The sequence below is a fragment of the Acidiferrobacter sp. genome, from assembly GCF_054609335.1.
Map to the genome: position 1 here is coordinate 1 of NZ_JBTRWP010000009.1, position 14,565 is coordinate 14,565.

15 protein-coding genes and 1 tRNA gene are annotated in these 14,565 nt (G+C 62.1%); 3 read left to right on the plus strand and 13 right to left on the minus strand.

Going from position 1 to position 14,565, the window contains the following annotated elements; all coding sequences use genetic code 11:
* The 6 genes from ACYCTF_RS03555 to ACYCTF_RS03580 all read right to left on the minus strand — a co-directional run.
* Nucleotides 1–262, minus strand: a 262-nt coding sequence (locus tag ACYCTF_RS03555) for a transposase (protein WP_461284558.1), incomplete at its 3' end; no start/stop codon positions are given.
* A gap of 814 nt (nucleotides 263–1,076) precedes the next feature.
* On the minus strand, nucleotides 1,077–2,333 hold the full coding sequence (locus ACYCTF_RS03560) for a transposase (protein ID WP_461284393.1): 1,257 nt from the start codon (nucleotides 2,331–2,333) through the stop codon (nucleotides 1,077–1,079).
* A 432-nt stretch (nucleotides 2,334–2,765) separates the two neighbouring features.
* Entirely contained in the window at nucleotides 2,766–3,191 is a 426-nt protein-coding gene (locus ACYCTF_RS03565; RefSeq protein WP_461284394.1) for a helix-turn-helix domain-containing protein, read from the minus strand.
* Complete coding sequence (locus tag ACYCTF_RS03570; RefSeq protein WP_461284395.1) at nucleotides 3,191–3,490, minus strand: type II toxin-antitoxin system HigB family toxin; 300 nt, start codon at nucleotides 3,488–3,490, stop codon at nucleotides 3,191–3,193. Before ACYCTF_RS03570 ends, ACYCTF_RS03565 begins: the two co-directional genes overlap by 1 nt.
* 383 nt (nucleotides 3,491–3,873) lie before the next feature.
* Nucleotides 3,874–4,551, minus strand: coding sequence for a transposase (locus ACYCTF_RS03575; RefSeq protein ID WP_461282772.1), 678 nt, complete (start codon nucleotides 4,549–4,551; stop codon nucleotides 3,874–3,876).
* Nucleotides 4,552–4,641: 90 nt separating this feature from the next.
* Entirely contained in the window at nucleotides 4,642–5,073 is a 432-nt protein-coding gene (locus ACYCTF_RS03580; RefSeq protein WP_461282773.1) for a hypothetical protein, read from the minus strand.
* An 883-nt stretch (nucleotides 5,074–5,956) separates the two neighbouring features.
* On the opposite strand from ACYCTF_RS03580, the gene ACYCTF_RS03585 reads away from it, so the two are divergent.
* Nucleotides 5,957–7,450 carry an MFS transporter gene (locus ACYCTF_RS03585; protein ID WP_461282774.1) on the plus strand — a complete coding sequence of 498 codons (1,494 nt, stop codon included), beginning with the start codon at nucleotides 5,957–5,959 and terminating at the stop codon, nucleotides 7,448–7,450.
* 183 nt (nucleotides 7,451–7,633) lie between these two features.
* On the opposite strand, the gene panD is transcribed toward ACYCTF_RS03585, so the two are convergent.
* From panD to pcnB, 6 genes are read right to left on the minus strand one after another with little or no spacing between them, the layout of a single operon-like run.
* Nucleotides 7,634–8,017: an aspartate 1-decarboxylase gene (panD, locus tag ACYCTF_RS03590; protein WP_461282775.1), complete on the minus strand. Its 384-nt coding sequence runs from the start codon at nucleotides 8,015–8,017 to the stop codon at nucleotides 7,634–7,636.
* Between the two features lie 54 nt (nucleotides 8,018–8,071).
* On the minus strand, nucleotides 8,072–8,908 hold the full coding sequence (gene panC / locus ACYCTF_RS03595; protein ID WP_461282776.1) for a pantoate--beta-alanine ligase: 837 nt from the start codon (nucleotides 8,906–8,908) through the stop codon (nucleotides 8,072–8,074).
* Nucleotides 8,905–9,714, minus strand: coding sequence for a 3-methyl-2-oxobutanoate hydroxymethyltransferase (panB, locus tag ACYCTF_RS03600; protein ID WP_461282777.1), 810 nt, complete (start codon nucleotides 9,712–9,714; stop codon nucleotides 8,905–8,907). The genes panC and panB overlap by 4 nt, the downstream gene beginning before the upstream one ends.
* Nucleotides 9,711–10,388 (minus strand): deoxynucleoside kinase, encoded by a 678-nt coding sequence (locus ACYCTF_RS03605; protein WP_461282778.1) that lies wholly within the window; start codon nucleotides 10,386–10,388, stop codon nucleotides 9,711–9,713. The genes panB and ACYCTF_RS03605 overlap by 4 nt, the downstream gene beginning before the upstream one ends.
* Before the next feature lie 10 nt (nucleotides 10,389–10,398).
* Nucleotides 10,399–10,899 (minus strand): 2-amino-4-hydroxy-6-hydroxymethyldihydropteridine diphosphokinase, encoded by a 501-nt coding sequence (folK, locus tag ACYCTF_RS03610; RefSeq protein WP_461282779.1) that lies wholly within the window; start codon nucleotides 10,897–10,899, stop codon nucleotides 10,399–10,401.
* The gene (gene pcnB / locus ACYCTF_RS03615; protein WP_461282780.1) at nucleotides 10,883–12,151 is read right to left on the minus strand and encodes a polynucleotide adenylyltransferase PcnB; all 1,269 of its coding nucleotides are present in this window, start codon (nucleotides 12,149–12,151) and stop codon (nucleotides 10,883–10,885) included. Before pcnB ends, folK begins: the two co-directional genes overlap by 17 nt.
* A gap of 96 nt (nucleotides 12,152–12,247) precedes the next feature.
* Between pcnB and ACYCTF_RS03620 the strand changes: the two genes are divergently transcribed.
* Together ACYCTF_RS03620 and trxA are read left to right on the plus strand one after the other, a co-directional pair.
* A tRNA-Glu gene (locus tag ACYCTF_RS03620) sits at nucleotides 12,248–12,323 on the plus strand.
* Between the two features lie 75 nt (nucleotides 12,324–12,398).
* Nucleotides 12,399–13,262, plus strand: coding sequence for a thioredoxin (trxA, locus tag ACYCTF_RS03625; protein WP_461282781.1), 864 nt, complete (start codon nucleotides 12,399–12,401; stop codon nucleotides 13,260–13,262).
* Between the two features lie 232 nt (nucleotides 13,263–13,494).
* Here the strand turns inward: trxA and ACYCTF_RS03630 are convergent, their stop codons facing one another.
* Nucleotides 13,495–14,529 (minus strand): NAD-dependent epimerase, encoded by a 1,035-nt coding sequence (locus ACYCTF_RS03630; RefSeq protein ID WP_461282782.1) that lies wholly within the window; start codon nucleotides 14,527–14,529, stop codon nucleotides 13,495–13,497.
* Nucleotides 14,530–14,565 lie beyond the last annotated feature (36 nt).

Here is a 14,565-nt window from a genome sequence, read left to right on the forward strand (position 1 = left end):
TACGACGGGCATACTCCGCCCGTTCGGCCTCATTCATGCTGGCGGTCTCTAAGACTGCGGCGAACTTCTCCGCAGAGGACCATGACTTCTGAGTCTTTCGAGGGGACACAAGGGCTCCTGAGGCGTGTAACTCTTTGCGCCAATTATAGAGCGTACTCTCCCCGATCCCGGTATCGCGAGCGAGCTTGGCTAACGAGATCCCGTCGGCATCCATAAGCCTACGACAAACCGCTTCTTTTCGTTCCGATGCGTAAGTGGCCATGTGACTCTCTTTTTGCCACCCCCTGAGGATGGATTTCTAGGAAAAACCATACGACAACTATGCTGAAACTATGCTGACACAGGGGGTTGAGAGTGTCACTCATGTTCTCTCGCCCTGAATGACCGCACGGAAGTCAGCGCGCTTTCGCGCCCGGCCAGGGAACAGCCGGTATCCTCCCGATTACCGAGAGACGTTCGCTTTTTCCGTATTCCTATACCCGCAACGCCCACAGCGTTCCTTGCGGTTCGCCTGCCGTTTCCGGCGGCCTTACGGGCTTACCCTGTTCCCCTTGCCTGTCAGAGCGGGGTGGACCCCTCCTTTTCGCCGGCAGCGCACTGTCCACGATGGCCCATGGGGTAAGGACCATACCTTGCTGCATACCCTTTTGGTTCAAGCGCTGCGCGCCAAGGAGAGCGCAAGCGAGGGCGCGTAGTCCGCGGGAGGCGTAGGTCCGGGCGGGTGGCCGTAGGCCACCTGCAAGGACATCGATACGCCGTCCAGTTATTGTGGGCGAGCCTGTTGTGCGCCAGAAAAGCGCACGGCTCGCCCGCAGGACGGCCGCGGCATCTCGTAGCGGAGCGAAGAGATCATGAGTTGCGCCGAGATCGAGGGCGCGATGGAGACTTGGACGTCCCATCGCGCATACCGAGAGCCGGCGCACGCTTGCCTATCAGCACTTTTGGCTTGTCAAACCTAACGGCGTTTATTAGAGGTTCACCTCTGTTGGTCGTACCCGCTCGTCCCTAGCCCCTCTCCGCCTAGTGCTGGCAGATTCCGCCTCCCCTCGCGGGTTGACGTACCGATTTCTCGGCGGTTACATTGTCCCCAGAGCTTCACACCGAGCCGTTACCGGCTCCGCATGTCTGGGTGGGGAACGGTTGATAGAGCAACCGGTTTCATCAGGCCGTCCTTGTCCTGTGAAACAGACACGCAAGCGGCTTCCAGGTCGCACCCCCCACTGATTCTTTAATTCATCGAAATTGTTCTCAGCGTCCGCGCGGTCGCGGTAGAGTTGCGCCAGCGTACGCACCTCATAGGCGGTGGAGGTCACTAGGACCGCATACTCATAGGCGGCGGCTGTCGCTCGGCTTTCGATGAAGGCCAAGGTCCTCTGCGGGTCGTCTTGGGCGGCTATGAGCACGTCGCCCTTAATCTGGCGACGAAGAACGGTGACGCGCCGGGGCCGGCTCCAGCCGGAGAGTTGGAGGGTGTCTTCCCGGCCTTGCCACCCCTGACCGGCCTTCTCCCAATCGGGGTGCGCAAAGAGACGGGTCACAAGGCGACGCACGTTCTTCGTAAGCCGTAATTTCGTGAGATACGGCTGATGGCGGGCTTCGGCCTCGCGCAGCACGGATTCATTGCCATAGGCGATGTCGCCGCGCAACAGGGCCGGACGTTCGGAGGTCGGTAAGGCATCGAGCCAGGCCCAGATGCCCGGCATGCTGTGAAGCGGCGCACTCGCGTTACCCGGCATCACCTCGACACCTAAGGCGAGCCGGGTGTTGGCCATCAAGGCGCTGTGGTAACTGTGTAAAGGACGCCCCGGCTTGTGGGGGTTGTAGCCTACCACCGCGCCCTCTTGTTTCCCGTAGAGACATTTCACCGTGGTATCGAGATCCAAGATCCACGGGGTACTCAATAACGCCAGGGTGGTCTTCGCGAGATGCCGGTCGAGCCACGCCAACCCCGCCGACTCATCGATGCGCATGAGAGCCCTACGGGCGGCATCTTCCGACACGAGCCTGTCGACCCCGAGCAGTTCCGGGTGGATCGTGTCCTCGCGGATGCCGGTGATGTGCGCGTACCGGTGATGGTCGGCGAGAATGGAGAGCAGGAAAGTCGCGAGCACCGCGCGCTTGTCGGGGGCGTTGTTGCTGATGTAGTGAAGCGGGCAGTCCTTCACCCACGCATCGAACACGCCGCTCACCTTCAGGAAGTCGATGAAGAAGGGCAATTGCCCGAGTGGCGTGACCGCGGCCGTCGGATCCCACTCGACATGGATGCGGCCCCCGAAGGTATCCACTGCGACCGGTTTTTGGGCCTTCAGGGTCTTCCGTTTGGCTTCACCCATAGGGGGAGTCCTCCGCGCTCATCAAAACCGCCGCAAACCGGCGTCTGGATTAGCTTTGACCGGCTAGGGGGTGAAGTCAATTGCGGTTTTTAGGTTCTAAGCTCGTCGCCAGGAAAAAGGAAGAAACTCTTGGCGACTGGCAAGCGGCACTGGCCGATACGGCGGCTGTAGAGGCTGCTGAGCGCGCGCGATGCGGGGAGTGGGGGTTGTTGGGGGGCCGCGCTCCTGTTCGGGCTGGTGGTGGCCGTGGCGGGCGGCTGGGTCGGCTACCAGATGGCTCCCCAGACGTGGCCGGCTGCGGCACCACCTGCCGCTATGTGGCGTTTTCCGAAACGCGATCTCAATGAGTACGCATGGCCCGCAACCGCCGCGCGGGTCGCACAGAGATGCGCCGCGGGGGATGTCTGTCTGGAACTACGGCGCCGCTGACCGTTACAAAAAGACGGACGGACTCACATGAAAGCGGCGCGCGAGCTTCCGGGCAATGTTTTTACTGATCGCCCGGCGGCCGTTCAGGATATCGGAAATACGCCCTTGCGGGGCGCAATCCGCGAGATCGTCTTGCTTTAGGGTGTGCTGATCCATCAAAAAACGCAGCACCTCTTTGGGTTCCGCCTCGGGGATAACGACGTGTTCATCCTCATAGGCCGCCACTTGGTCGCCGAGGTAGTCGAGCACGTCGGCCAAGGGATGGTTCTCGTCGCCGCTGATAGCGCCCAGCAACACGTCGATGACGGCGCGCGCCCGCGCGTACTCGTCTTCGGTGCGCACGGCCGTTACGCCGATCACCTTTTTGAAGGGCTCCCAGGCCCGCAGAATGGCTTGCGCCTCGGGCATCGCCTTGTGCATATACGTCATCAGTGCCTCCTGGACGGCTTCCATCCGCCTCGGTCATATTCAGCGTGGGTCAGGACGTGTCGGATATAGACCTTCTGCCGGTTATAGTGAATCGCCGCGACTAGCCGATACTTGTTCCCGCCGATATTGAAGACCGTAAGCCCCTCCACAAAATCCGCACCGGCAAACGTCCTGCGCAGATCGTTGAAGTCCGCGAACACCTCCATCTTGACGAGATGATACCAAGCGCTCAGCGGGCTTTCGGCGTCCGGATGCTTTGTCCAAAAGTCCACCAGGATAGGTTTGGCGATCACGTGCATGGATCAGAGTATACCAATACGGTATGCGCCCGTATACCCCTCATTTTTCTTCCATGGTGGGGTTTGGGTTTGGGTTTGGGTTTGGGTTTGGGTTTGGGTTTGGGTTTGGGTTTGGGTTTGGGTTTGGGTTTGGGTTTGGGTTTGGGTTTGGGTTTGGGTTTGCCTTACCCCGCCAGAAAGGCGGGGGCATCCGGTAATATCATTGGAGACAAGGAAGGGGCCACTCAAGCCCCCTTCCCTTGGCTCCTTCCTAGGAGTCTCCTAAAGGAGACTCCTAAAGAATTCCGGCTCCTCAGCAGAATCTGTGGGTGAGCTCTGGCTCCGGTAACGCGCCAAGCTTATGATAAAGCATGATCTTTATGGCTTTTGGGGTGCGAAATCCATTAGGACGTCCTGATACTCGCCTTCAGTTTGTTGTTCAGGCCTTCAACGGCCCCGAGAGAGACCTCGTCGCGGGCCGCGAACCAGTTCAAGATGAGCGGCTTGTGCACACGGATCATGCGCGCGATCTTCTTCATTGGTTCCAAGCGCGAACGCATCACCTTCGTGCACCATTGGTCCATGAACTTCTCCGCCCATGCCGGCGAGACATACTCCCAAAACATCTGGAGCTCTTCCTTGAGCAGATAGGCCCGTAGGGACTTCAAGTTGTACGAGAGCAGATCCTTCAGCTTGACCGCTTGGTTCTCGGTCAAGTTCTCGGGGTGCTTTAAGAGGCACCAGCGCGCGTGCGTCAGGATCACCTTCGTCCCGGGGGTGAGGCGTTTCAGGGCGCGCGTCTCCTGCGTACGCACCTCGTCGATCGCCTTGTTCATCTTGGCGGCGATGTGATAGCGATCCAGGATGTTCAGGGCGTTGGGGGCGCATCGGGCGATGACGTTCAGGTAGGGCTTCCCCATATCCGAGCAGACGAACTCAATCGCCGCACTGCGTTCCTTACCAAACCAGGCGAAGAACTGGCGCTGGCTCTTCTCTTGGCGATCCTCGACGACGAACAAGAGCCGCTTCATACCTTCGTTGATTTGATAGACCAACGTGAGGAACTGGGCCCTTCTTCCCATAGATCTCGTCACCGCCGAGGGCCGAGATGCCGGTAAGATCCAGGCGTTCGCGGCCCCAGGTCACCGCCATCTCCACCGAGCGAAAGACGCTTATCCCAGCGGGTCCTGAAAGCGCCGCGCGACCACCTGCCAGCTCAGCAGCTTGGCCCAGCTGGCGAGGAACCCGGCAAAGCTTTGCGTGACCGGACGCTTGCCCAGGGCCCATGGCAGATGCTCGACGTGAATCCCACACGTGTCACACGCCAACCGCCGGGGGGCATACAGGCACCAGGTCGGCATGCCCCACAGTGGCACGAATCGAAAGCGCCGCTCGGGAAGGGTGTCATAGCCCGGCGCGGGCTGCCGGCACTGCGAGCCCCGGGCGGATTGGCCGTGATGCGCACGTAGGCCGATCTCGATGGTCGGCATGGCCGCTAAGCCCCTTCTGCGGGCCTTGCTGGCCGGGCGAATACGGCTTGACTCATAGACAAAGCCCTTCATCGGTTCCACGCGGTTCAAGAGCGTCTTCAAGGCGGGGTGCATAGATCATCCCGTTCTGAGAAAATCCGAGTATGGGAACCTGGCTTCGCTTCTTCAAGCGCAAAGGTCCGCACGCCGCCCCGCGTCTCTGCGAGCGGTGTGCAAGCCCTTCGCTCAAACGCCAGATCGCCACCTACAACGTGATCTCCCGCTTCCATCGGTTTCGCCGTCCGGACACAGGGTCGACGCCAATAGGGTGTTTGCGTCGGCTCAAGTCGCCGCTCGCCTCCCGTTCGCAGGCAATGCGCAGCCACTGCTCTTCGCGCAACCCCATTTTGCGCAGAGAATGGCGATCACGATTTGAAATCCGGCGTCCGGTGTAGCGGAACGCTCTGGATGGGCCTCGGCGCGACGCGCGCGACATCGAACACCGGATGATCCTCGATTACACCCCCTACCACGGATCCGCCTCCCCGTTGGCTTCGACAAAAAGCGGCATCTCCAGGGGTCCTTCTGACCGCGGAGCATCGCGATCGCCACCCTACCGGCGGCGCAAACGTCCAGGGGCAACAAGTCCGCAACTCGAATGCAGACGCACCCAGAACCGGCACTTTCGACACATCCAGATCCGGTACGACAGGGAGGTAAACAAACGTGTGATGGACGCCTATACGGCCGCCCCAACCCCTCCCTTTCGGTATATCAGTTTATACTGAAAATCGGTAGCGCCGCCCCCACACCGCGCGTATACTACGGACCCCAATCGCCGCCTTTTTTGCGATCCCTTCGAACCCTTAATGTTCGAGACACCATCCGACAAGGGACGACGAGTAGCCTGAGCATGAAGGCGGACACAATTCCGTTGACTACACTCGGGCGTAAGGTATGGTTCGCTGCAAAGCGTACCGAAGGTGGCCTACGGCCCTGACTTTGAGAGGACCATTACGTGGAATCTCGGTTTCCCCACCCCTATTTCAGCTCACATCCGCAATGGCGTTGGTTCATTCTTATCACGGTTCTGATCGGGGCCTCCATGTCAGCCCTGGATGTGAGCATCGTGAATGTCGCCCTACCGACCCTGCAAGGCGACTTCAAGGTCAACATGGCGGTCATCGAGTGGGTAGCGATGGCCTATATGCTTACCCTCACGATCTTCCTCCCGCTCTTTGGGCGGCTCGCCGACATCTTCGGCCGCACCAAGATGTACAACACAGGCTTCGTAGTCTTCACGGTCGGCTCCGCCTTCTGCGGACTGGCCTCCTCGGCCGGTTTCCTGATCGGCGCGCGCATCTTGCAAGCCATCGGCGCAGGCCTTCTGCAAGCCAACTCCGTGGCGCTCATTACCGCAGCCTTCCCGGCCAAGGAGCGGGGACGCGCGATCGGCATTCAGGGCGCGGTGCAGGCTGTCGCCATGTCGATCGGCCCCTTCGTCGGCGGCATCCTGATCTCGGTGGTCAGCTGGCGGGCGATCTTCTACGTCAACGTGCCCATCGGCATCTTGGGCACCTTCGCTGCCCTCTACTGTCTGCCGGCAGCTGAACGTTCGGGCAAGCGCGAGAAGATCGACTACCTCGGCACCACCCTCTTCGCGACCGGGCTGGCCTTTCTGGTGCTTGCCGTCAACGAGGGCGAGCACATTGGCTGGACCGCGCCTATCATCCTCACCTACTTTGTTCTGGGCGCAGTCTTGCTCGCGGCCTTCCTCGTCACCGAGACCCGCGTTGAGCACCCGATGATCGATCTCACGCTCTTCAAGCGCTACGCCTTCTGGGCCGGCAATCTCACCGGGCTTTTGTCCTATTATGTGCTGTTCGCCGTCCTCTTTTTGATGCCCTTCTATCTCGAAAAGATTGCCGGCTACAACCCGGTGGTGACGGGCTCGATCCTAACGCCCATCCCGCTTGCCATGGCGATCGTAGCCCCGTTCGCCGGCCACATATCCGACAAATACGGCTCCCGCGTCATGACCATGTGGGGCATGGCCGTATGCGCGCTTGCCTCTGCGCTTTTGATCTTCACAGGACGCTCCCCGAGTATGGCGATCCTGATCGGCGAACTTGTCGTGCTCGGCATCGGCATGGGTCTTTTCACCCCCCCCAACAACTCGGCCATCATGGGCTCCGTTCCAAAGGAGCGCCTCGGTGTCGCAGGCGGCATCTTGAACATGATGCGGGCGCTCGGGCTCATTTTTGGCGTCGACATCTCGGGCGTGATCTTCACGTCTCTCGAGCATCAATACATCCTCGATCATGGGTATAAAGTGACCGTCTTCAAAGATCTGCCAGTCGCGCTGCGCACGGAGGCCTTCCTGCACGGCTTCGCACCGGTCATGATCACCCTGCTTGTGATCAATATCGTGGCAGGCATTCTGTCGGCGGCCAAGAAAGATGATCCGCATAAGACGCCGCTCGAACACGGCGAGCCGATCGACCTCATGTAAGACGTCTGCGCAGGGGCCCCTGGGAGAGCATGTAATCCACCATCGGGCCCATGCCGCAACCCCCACCACGCCCGGGAGACCGGGTCTCGCACGCGACCAAGGAATGACCGTGGCTTGGCGCCGCACGCGGCCGCGGCCCGTAGCTGGCAGCCGACAATAGGGAAATTGGCGTGGACGACCGGCTCAGCCGGCGGCTTGCATGGGAATGGCGTGACTGCTGCGCACGATGCGGTTGGATGCATCGACATAGATGAGGCGCGGCTTCATCTTGCGAGCCTCGCGCTCCTCATAGACACCGAAGGCGCAGATGATGATGAGATCGTTGACGCTCGCCTTGTGGGCAGCCGCGCCATTCACCGATATGAGACCGGAGCCAGGCTCGCCACGGATGGCGTAGGTGCTGAAGCGCTCGCCGTTGCGCACATTGAATACATCGATACGCTCGTACTCACGAATACCGGCCGCATCCAGCAACACGGCGTCAATGGCAACGGACCCTTCGTAGTCGATTTCGACCTGGGTCACGCGTACGCGGTGTAATTTGGCGTGAAGCATGGTTCTTTGCATCCCGCTATTATCCGGTTTTCGGGCCGCGCTGCCAATGCCCACTGTCGGGCAGCCTTACCTGCGGAATTCCCGGTTATCGATGAGACGGGTGCGCCCGAGGCGTGCGGCCGCCAAAATCACGAGATCGGAGTCGGTCGCCGAGGGCACGCTTAGGTCGTCCGCGCAACGCACGGCGACATAGTCGGGCGCAAACCCCAAGGCCTTCAGGCGCTCCCTACAGGCGGCCTCGACATCGGTCAGCGCGGCGCCTGCGACCACCTGCCCCGCCCCCTCGGTCAAGGTCTCATAAAGGCCGGGCGCGCGTGACCGCTCGGCAGGCGTAAGGTAGGTATTGCGCGTGCTGAGGGCCAGCCCATCGTTTTCACGCACGGTGTCGACCCCCACGATCGCGGTCGCAAGCCCCAGATCCTCCACCATGCGCGTCACAATCCGCCACTGCTGATAATCCTTCTTCCCCATGTAGCAGACCCGTGGCCGCACGAGACCCAAGAGCCGCGCCACCACCGTCGTCACCCCCGCGAAATGGCCGGGCCGGTGGCGGCCGCACAGGTCCTCCGAGAGGCCCGGCACATGCACCTGGGTCTGTCGCTCCCGCCCACGGGGATAGATCACGGCATCGCTTGGCAGTAATACGGCATCCGCCGATGCCTGAGCGAGCTTGGCGCAATCGGCGTCCTCAGTGCGCGGATAGGCGGCAAAGTCCTCCTGGGGCCCAAACTGCAGGGGATTCACATATACACTCGCCACCACCACCTCGTGGTCCCCACGGGCACGGCGTATAAGCGCCATATGTCCCTCATGGAGGCCGCCCATAGTCGGAACGAACCCGATATCCTCCGGCCACGAAGCCCGCTGCGTGACGAGCTCCGCAAGCGTGCGTATCGTGATCATTCGCCGTAACTTTCGTCGGGTGAGGGAAAACGGCCGGCGCGCACGGCCTCTATGTAGGCCGCGAAAGCCGCCTTGACGCCACCCTGTCCGGCCAAGAAATCGCGCACGAAGCGGGGGCGGCGCGCGCCCAGCCCTAAGGCATCGTGCATGACCAGCACCTGCCCGTCGCACGAGGGGCCCGCACCTATGCCAATCGTAGGCACCGCCACCTTCGCCGTAATCTCGGCGGCCAGACGTGCGGGCACCGCCTCCAGGATCAGGGCCGAGACCCCCGCCTCGGCCAGCTCCTGGGCCTCTGCGAGCAGGTGCGCAGCCTGGGCCCCGCGTCCCTGCACCCGGTAGCCGCCCAGGCTATGCACGAATTGGGGGGTAAGACCAATATGCCCGCATACGGGTACGCCGCGCGCCGTGAGGTAGGCGGCATTGGCCGCAAACGGCCCCCCGCCCTCGCCCTTCACCATGTGCGCACCGGCGCGCATCAAGGCCCCGGCGTCACGCAAGGCCTGGTCGACCGAGCCCTGAAAGCTCAAAAACGGCATGTCAGCCATGAGCAGCGCCCTGCTGACCCCGCGCGCCACGCAGCGCGTATGGTAGATCATGTCCTCGAGCGTCACCGGGACCGTGCTCTTGCGTCCCTGTACCACGTTCCCGAGCGAATCGCCCACCAAGATCACATCCATGCCGGATTCGTCCATGGCGCGCGCGAAGCTCGCATCATAGGCGGTCATAGCCGTAATCCTGAGGCCCTCCTTCTTCATCGCCATAAGACGCGGCGCTGTGACGATCTCCGAAAAAGCACTACTCATGTGCCGGTACCCGACGCCAAAGGGTTGAAGAAATGCCGACCGCTGTGAATACCGCGGATCGACTCCACAAGCGCCGCGAGATCCTCGTCGCTCTCGACGAAATTGGCCTCCGCGGCGTTGACCATGAGAAGCGGCGAGTCCTGGTAGCGATGAAAGAAATCGGTGTAGCCCTCCGCCAAGGAGGCGAGATAGGCGCGATCGATGTGCTCATAGGCACGCCCGCGCTTGCGTATACGCTCCATCAAGACATCCACCGGCGCCTGGAGAAACACGACCAAGTCCGGCGTCTGGACGGGCTCCGGCAGAGACGAGGTGATCTGCTCATAGAGGCGCCACTCATCGTTATCCAGCGTGATGCCCGCGAACACCCGATCCTTGGCCCACAAAAAATCCGCCACGATGCCGGCGCGCAGAAAATCGCCCTGCGCCAGATCATCAAGCAATCGACGGCGCTGGAAGAGGAAAAAGAGCTGGGTGGCGAGCGCGAAGGCCTGCCGGTTCTCGTAGAAACGCGCCAGAAACGGGTTCTGCTCCGGCTCCTCGAACACCCCTTCGAGACCGAGATGCAAGGACAGGCGGCGGGCGAGACTCGTCTTCCCAACCCCTATCGGTCCCTCGATCACAAGAAACGATCCGACAGACAAAGATGCCGGCACCGGCGCCCGTTCCTTCACGCAAGCCTCCTTACCACTTTATCGCAAGCCTCTCCGCCCTCTGGTCTTGCACAGCCCGGCGGAGATCGTCCAAGGCCCCAAGCCCGGGGATTCGAAAACCCGGCACGATCTCCGCCCAAGGATACAACACGAAAGCGCGCTCGTGCAGGCGAGGGTGTGGCAAGGTCAAGGTCGGTCCGTCGCGCGTGACGCCTTCATAATAGAGAAGATCGATGTCGATCACGCGCGGCCCGTTACGCACACCCACACGCACCCGCCCAAGCGTCCGCTCGAGATCAAAGAGCGCCTCTGCCAACACCTCGGGCGCAAGCGCAGTCCGCAGGAGGCACACGGCGTTCAAAAAGTCCGGCTGGTCCGTCCAGCCGATAGGCGCGGTCCGATACAGGGAAGACGTCGCCGCAAGGCAGGTGGCGGGCAGCTCAGCCAAGGCCCGCCGCGCGGCCGAGAGCGTCGCTACGGTATCGCCCTCGTTCGCCCCCAGGCCTACGACCGCCTCAGCCGCCTGCCGCACGCCGCCTGCGTCGCCTGCGAGGCCGCTTTTCGGCTTGCCCATCCAAGGCCGCTACCATGGCTTCGCGCTCGCTTGCGGCGGCCTCCTGAAAACGTGTCCACCAATCGAACAGCGACTCCTGCGCCTCGCCCGCCGCGGCCCTGAGCCCCAGGAAATCGTAGGCCGCCCGGAACCGCTTGCTCTCCAGGAACCGGAAGGCATGGCGTCCGGCACGCCGCTCAAACCGCGACTGCAGGCTCCAGATCTCGCGCATCGGCACGCTGAAACGCTTGGGGATGGTCACGATACGCAGCTGTTCGCGCAATACGTGTTCGGCGGCCTGCATCCAGGCCTCGGCCGGTGGCGCTCCTTCGGCAATGCTATGCACCGCCTCCTCTTGGACCGCCTCCCATAGCAAGGCCGCGAAGAGAAATGCCGGGGTTACGGGCTTATCTTCGGCAATACGCAGATCGCTGTTGGCGAGCGCACGCGAAAGGAGTGAGTCAGGGTCGGCGTGTGGGCCCAGCACCGCGGCCACACCCGGGAACAACACCTCGAACAAACGGTGCTCACAGAGCGCTTCGTAGGTCGCGAGCGCATTGCCGGTGTGAAAAAGCTTCAACACCTCCTCGAAGAGCCGCGCCGGGGCCACATCTTGCAGGAGCGGTCCCAAGACCGGCAACAGCCGTCGTCCGTCCTCGGTCAGACGCAATCGCAGTTTGGCCGCGAACCGGACCGCCCGCAGCATACGCACCGGATCCTCGCGGAAGCGCGCCTCGGGGTCCCCTATCACCCGCAACTGGGCCTGCGCTAGGTCGCTAAGACCGTTCACATAATCGGTGATGAGGCCCTCGTCCGGATCGTAATAGAGGGCGTTGACCGTAAAGTCGCGCCGGAAGGCATCCTCTTCCAGGGTCCCAAAGACGTTGCCGCCATCGTCCTCCGGGCCCTCTGCGGGCGCCGCCCGATAGGTGGCGACCTCGACGATCTCGCGCCCGAAGTGGACGTGGGCCAGACGAAAACGCCGCCCGATCAGGCGTGCGTTGCGGAACACCTGGCGGATCTCCTCCGGCCGCGCCTGCGTCACCACGTCGAAATCCTTAGGCTCCTTTCCCAGGATAAGGTCGCGCACACAGCCGCCTACCAGATACGCGGTGTAACCCGCGTCCTTCAGCCGTTCTATGACCTGGCGCGCATGCGAGCTGATCCCCCCTGGCGCTAAGCCGCAGGATGCGGCATCTACGATCGTCGGTGCCTTACTTATGTCAGTCAAAGGAAAAAGGTCCCTCCCAAGCTCAGGTTTGTTTCAATTTGAAACGAGGGCTGTATAATAGCACTGCTTTGCGGCGCCCAAGAGCCGCTGCACGCTGCTCCCTTCGTCTAGTGGCCTAGGACGCTGGCCTCTCACGCCGGTAACAGGGGTTCGAGTCCCCTAGGGAGCGCCATTCTCTGCCTCGCTTGATATTTGTCCCGTCCGACCGCATATCGCCCCCAACTGAGACCTTCAGAGGGGGAATTGCATGGCCGCGTCGCCTTTTATCACCGACGTCACCGAGAATGATTTCGACCAAGTCGTTTTGGCGCGCTCACACAAGGTGCCCGTACTGGTCGATTTTTGGGCGGAATGGTGCGGCCCGTGCCGCACGCTCATGCCCCTCCTCGCCAAACTTGCCGAAGAGTACCAGGGCCGGTTTTTTCTTGCCAAGGTCAATAGCGACGAAGAACAACGCTTGTCGGGCCGCTTCGGCGTACGCGGCCTGCCGACCGTCAAACTCTTTAAGAATGGCGCGGAGGTGGCCCAGTTCGTGGGCGCACAGCCCGAGCGCACGATCCGCGAGTTGCTCGATGCCCACATCGATCGCCCCTCCGACGCGCTCTTGCGCGCCGCTTTGGATCTGGAAGGTGCGGGCGACCCCGAGGGGGCCATCGCGCGCCTCAGGGCCGCGCGCGAAGCCGATCCGGCGAACGATCGCCTGACGGCCCACCTCGGCCGACTGCTGTGCGAACAAGGCCAAATCGCCGAAGGGGAAACGGTATTGAAGGGTCTATCGGCGCGCGCCCTGGGCGATACGGAGATCAACGCCCTACTCGCGCGCCTCGAATTCGTCCGCATGGCGGCCGATGCCCCACCCCTGGCGGAACTCGAGCAAAAGATCCATGCGCATCCGGGTGATATGGGCGCCCGGCTCGCCCTGGGGGCCCGCTACCTCCTCGCCGGGCGCCACGAACAGGCCTTGGAGCAATGGCTCACCATCGCGCGCACCGATCGGCGCTTCAATAATGATGCCGGACGCCGGGCCCTGGTGGCCGCCTTCACGCTGCTTGGCGGCACGAGCGAACTGGTACGCCGCTACCGCACCCTGCTCGCCGCCGCGATCACCTAAGCGACTTCCGCAGACAGGCACAAGGACCATACTCTTCTTTGTGTCTCTCCATAAGCGCGGGCCGCGAGACAGGCCGCCTCCAGACACGCAGGGGCGCGCGCGGCCCCGCCCCTCGGAGGGGGGATCTTTTCAGCCACGCAGAGAGAAGAGGGTCCGCATGTCTCGATAGGCGGGGAGGCCCTGGCTCCTCCGGGCGCGCCGGGGCCAGACCGGCATGACGCGGGGCGCGCCCCTACGCCGGCTCGCCCAGCTTGGCGGCCGGCGCGTGCATATACTCCAGATACCACTCCACGAACCGGGCGATACCAGTCTCGACCGAGGTGGCCGGCCGAAAACCCAGGTCGGCCGACAGGTCGTCGACGCTTGCGATCGTAGAGGGCACATCGCCCGGCTGCATCGGCAACATCTCGATCTGGGCCTTGCGGCCAAGACACTCTTCAAGCACCCGGATGTAATGCATGAGCTCGACGGGCTGGTTGTTCCCGATATTGTAGAGTCGGAAGGGCGCATTGCTCGTGGCCGGATCGGGGTTCGACGGCGACCAGTCTTGAGCGGGCTGCGCGGGCTTGTCGATCACGCGCACGACACCTTCGACAATGTCGTCGATGTAGGTGAAGTCGCGTACCATCTTGCCGTGATTGAACACCTTGATGGGCGTGCCTTCGAGTATCCCCTTCGTGAACAGGAAGAGCGCCATGTCCGGCCGGCCCCAGGGCCCGTACACGGTAAAGAAGCGCAGGCCCGTGCACGGCAGACGAAACAGATGGGCGTAACTATGCGCCATGAGTTCGTTGGCGCGCTTGCTGGCCGCATAGAGGGAGACCGGATGGCCTACCGAGTCGTGCTCCGAGAAGGGCTGCTGGCTGTTGGATCCATACACCGAACTCGACGATGCGTAGACGAAGTGGCCGACCTCAGTATGGCGAGCGCCCTCGAGGAGGTTCACGAAGCCCACGATGTTGGCATCCACATAGGCATGCGGATCCTTCAGAGAGTGTCGAACGCCGGCTTGCGCAGCAAGATTCATGACCGCATCAAAATGCTCAGCCAAAAAAAGCTCAGACATGGCCTTGCGATCCGCGATGTCCAGATATTTGAAGGTAAAACCCGGCAGGGCCTGTAGACGGGCAAGCCGCGCCTTTTTCAGATCCACCGAGTAATAATCGTTCAGGTTGTCGACCCCCGTCACGGTGTCGCCGCGCGCAAGCAGTCTGTGAGCCAGTGTCGAGCCGATAAAACCGGCTGCGCCAGTAATCAGAATATGCATGTCATCATCCTTGTGTCATACGGTGGCATTGTACCG

Bases quoted from the DNA above. Each gene is read 5' to 3' on its own strand.
- ACYCTF_RS03630 (WP_461282782.1), bottom strand. From the start codon at position 14,529: ATGCATATTCTGATTACTGGCGCAGCCGGTTTTATCGGCTCGACACTG.
- panD (WP_461282775.1), bottom strand. From the start codon at position 8,017: ATGCAAAGAACCATGCTTCACGCCAAATTACACCGCGTACGCGTGACC.
- ACYCTF_RS03570 (WP_461284395.1), bottom strand. From the start codon at position 3,490: ATGCACGTGATCGCCAAACCTATCCTGGTGGACTTTTGGACAAAGCAT.
- ACYCTF_RS03565 (WP_461284394.1), bottom strand. From the start codon at position 3,191: ATGACGTATATGCACAAGGCGATGCCCGAGGCGCAAGCCATTCTGCGG.
- ACYCTF_RS03575 (WP_461282772.1), bottom strand. From the start codon at position 4,551: ATGGGAAGAAGGGCCCAGTTCCTCACGTTGGTCTATCAAATCAACGAA.
- ACYCTF_RS03580 (WP_461282773.1), bottom strand. From the start codon at position 5,073: ATGCACCCCGCCTTGAAGACGCTCTTGAACCGCGTGGAACCGATGAAG.
- panB (WP_461282777.1), bottom strand. From the start codon at position 9,714: ATGAGTAGTGCTTTTTCGGAGATCGTCACAGCGCCGCGTCTTATGGCG.
- panC (WP_461282776.1), bottom strand. From the start codon at position 8,908: ATGATCACGATACGCACGCTTGCGGAGCTCGTCACGCAGCGGGCTTCG.
- trxA (WP_461282781.1), top strand. From the start codon at position 12,399: ATGGCCGCGTCGCCTTTTATCACCGACGTCACCGAGAATGATTTCGAC.
- ACYCTF_RS03560 (WP_461284393.1), bottom strand. From the start codon at position 2,333: ATGGGTGAAGCCAAACGGAAGACCCTGAAGGCCCAAAAACCGGTCGCA.